This is a genomic window from Microbacterium sp. Kw_RZR3 (genome assembly GCF_029222405.1).
Lineage (GTDB): Bacteria > Actinomycetota > Actinomycetes > Actinomycetales > Microbacteriaceae > Microbacterium.
Map to the genome: position 1 here is coordinate 1 of NZ_JARHXC010000124.1, position 2994 is coordinate 2994.

The window sequence follows — 2994 nt, forward strand, 5'->3', positions numbered from 1 at the left end:
CGCGCCGACCGTCAGCTCGACCGGACCGCCCTCACGCCTCCCGCAGTACCCGCGCCGTCACCCGTGCGCCGAAGAGCAGCGCCTCGACCGGCACCCCTTCGTCCGCCGCGTGGAACTGCCCGAACACGTCGAAGTCGGCGGGCACGCGCAGCGGCACGAAGCCGTACCCGCGGATCCCCAGCTCGGCGAGGTGCTTGTTGTCGGTGCTGGCCGGCAGCAGGTACGGCACGACCGTGCCGTCGGGGTCCTCGGCGGTGATGGCATCCTGCAGCACGCCGATGATCGGGGCGTCGACCGGTGCTTCGATCGCGGGCACCGCGCGGGCCCACGTGACCTCGACGTCGGGGCCGACGAGGGCCTCGATCTCGGCGCGGAGCGTGTCGTCGTGCCCCGGCAGCATGCGGATGTCGAGACGCGCGGATGCCGTCGAGGGGATGACGTTCGTCTTTCCCCCGGCCTCGAGCACGGTGGGGGAGACGGTGTGGTGCATTCCCGCGTCGATGAGGGATGCCGTGAACCCGAGGTCATCGACATCGCCACCCGCCCGCGCGTACACGTCGAGGAAGCGGTCGAGGGTCGCCGTCCGCACCACGGGGAACCGATGCTCGCCGATCGCGACGACCGCGCGCGCGAGGCGCACCACGGCGTTGTCGGCGGTGGGGCGTGAGCCGTGCGCCGCATGCCCGCGCGCCGTCAGGGTCGCCGAGGTGACGCCCTTCTCCGCGGTCGCCACGAGGTACGCGCGACGGTCGCCGGGGAGCGGGATCGAGAACCCGCCGACCTCGCTGATCGCCTCGGTCGCCCCCGCGAAAAGCTCGGGGCGGTGGCGGACGATCCAGCGCGCACCCCACACGCCCCCGGCCTCCTCGTCCGCGAAGAACGCGAAGATGAGGTCGCGGCGCGGGATTATGCCCTCGCGCCGGAAGGCCCGGGCGACCGCGAGGAGCATGCCCGCGAAGTCCTTCATGTCCACGGCTCCGCGACCGTAGAGGATGCCGTCGTGGATCTCGGCGCCGAACGGCGGATACGTCCAGTTCTCGGCCTCGACCGGTACGACGTCGAGGTGGGCGTGGGCGACGAGGGCACCGGCATCCGGATCCGACCCGGCCAGGCGCGCGATCACGCTCGCCCGCCCCGGAACGGGCTCGACGAGGGTCGTCTCGTAGCCCGCGTCTTCGAGCTGCGCCTGGACGAAGAGCGCGGCGCGCGTCTCGCCGTCGCCGATCGTCGAGGCCTCGCCGGTGTTGACGCTGTCGATGCGGATCAGGGCGCGGACGAACTCCAGCGCCTCCGCCTCCAGGGGCGACACGCGTCAGTGCTCGTGGGGACGGGCGTCCTCGCCGAGCTTGAAGGCGAGGCGGCCGTGCGCGTAGCCGCCGCCCGCGCGGATGGCGGTGGCCACCCAGGCCGCCTCTGCCAGTTCGGCCTCGGTCGCACCGGCCTTCACCGCGTTCTGCGAGTGCCCGTCGATGCAGTACACGCACTGCGTGGTGATGCCCACGGCCAGCGCGATGAGCTCGCGGTACTTCAGCGGGATCGCGCGCCCTTCGGGAGCGAAGACGGCCTGATCGAACGCGGCGAACGCGGCGAGGATGTCGGGCGTCTCGGTCTTGTAGACCTTCGTGTAGGTCTTGTCGGCGGTGCGGTCGAAGTATTCGGACATGTGCTCTCCAGGTCGAAAGGGCGGGACGGATGCCAAAGCCCCACCGTAGCCACCGCCCTCCGACGCGCCTCGGCCGCCGTCACGCGCGGTCACACGCGACCGGCCCGCGCGAAAGTCCTGAGAAATCGCGCGGCGGCGGCGGCCCGTGGTGCAGGAGGGGTCGGCGGACTCGAAATCTCAGGAGTTTCGCTCGCACCCGCGCCGGCACCCCGTGTCCGCGCGCGCTGCCCGTGTCCGCGCCGGGTCCTCAGTGCATGACCATCCCGCCGGTGACGTTGATCGCCTGGCCGGTGAGGTAGCTCCCGGCCGGTGAGGCGAGGAAGTGCGTGACCCCGGCCACGTCCTCGGGGATTCCGAGCCGGCCCAGCGGCGACTTCGCGCTCCACGCGGCGATGTCGGCCTCCGAGCGGGTGTCGGCGCCCATCTCGGTGAGCACGTACCCGGGGCACACCGCGTTGACCGTGACGCCGTGGCATCCCCATTCCTGCGCGCCGGCGCGCGTCAGCGCGACGACCGCGGCTTTCGAGGCGGCGTAGTGACCCTCGCCCCCGCCGCCCTGCTTCGCGGCCATGCTCGCGATGTTGACGATCGCGCCGCGGCGGGCGTCGAGCATCGCCGGGGCCACGGCTTGCATGGTGACGAGGGTCGCGCGGGCGTTGATGTCGAGCACGCGATCCCAGTCGTCGACCGTGATGTCGAGGAGCGAGACGTGCTGGAAGATCCCGGCGCAGTTCACGAGGACGTCGACGCCGCCGAGCACCTCGATCGCCTCGCCGACCGCGCGCCGCGTGTCGATCGGGTCGCGCAGGTCGACGGTGACGAAGACGGATGCCGACTCCTCGGCGGGGGCGCGACGGTCGAGGACCGCGACACGGGCGCCGTCGTCGAGGAAGCGTTCGACGATGGCGGCGCCGATGCCGCCTGAGCCTCCGGTGACGATGACGCGGTGGGACACGGTGCTCCTCTCTCCGGGCGTCGGGTCGCCCTGCGGCGTCACGGTACGCCCCGCGTCGTACGGCGTCGCGACGGTGCTGTTTCGGCGGCGTAACGCCGCTCGCTAGGGTCGCCCCGCGCCGAGGAGACCCCACACCGCGGCGACGTCGACCTCGAGGCGCGCGTCGGTGCCACGTGACCGCCAGGCGTCGCGATCGAAGACGTACGCCCCCTCGACCTCGAGAACGTACAGCCGCTTCGTCGGCACCGCGAGCACCGCTGCCACTTCGGCGTCGAGCGCGTCGGCGGGGCTCGCGTCACGGGGGAGCCGCGCGGCGAGGACGGCTCGGACGTCCGGCTCCGTGGCATCCACCTCGCGGGCCGAGAACGCCAGCTGC

Annotated in this window: 4 protein-coding genes; all 4 read right to left on the bottom strand. The window is 72.5% G+C overall.

What is annotated here, in order from left to right; translation table 11 throughout:
- Window positions 1-31: 31 nt before the first annotated feature.
- Window positions 32-1309 (bottom strand): M20/M25/M40 family metallo-hydrolase, encoded by a 1278-nt coding sequence (locus tag P2P98_RS06750; RefSeq protein WP_275798388.1) that lies wholly within the window; start codon window positions 1307-1309, stop codon window positions 32-34.
- 3 nt (window positions 1310-1312) lie between these two features.
- Window positions 1313-1663, bottom strand: a complete 351-nt coding sequence (locus tag P2P98_RS06755) for a carboxymuconolactone decarboxylase family protein (protein WP_144830428.1) — start codon at window positions 1661-1663, stop codon at window positions 1313-1315.
- Window positions 1664-1910: 247 nt separating this feature from the next.
- A complete protein-coding gene (locus P2P98_RS06760; RefSeq protein WP_275798391.1) occupies window positions 1911-2618 on the bottom strand; it encodes an SDR family oxidoreductase in 708 nt (235 codons plus the stop codon).
- A 102-nt stretch (window positions 2619-2720) separates the two neighbouring features.
- A partial coding sequence (locus P2P98_RS06765; RefSeq protein WP_275798393.1) for a hypothetical protein occupies window positions 2721-2994 on the bottom strand: 274 nt, incomplete at its 5' end.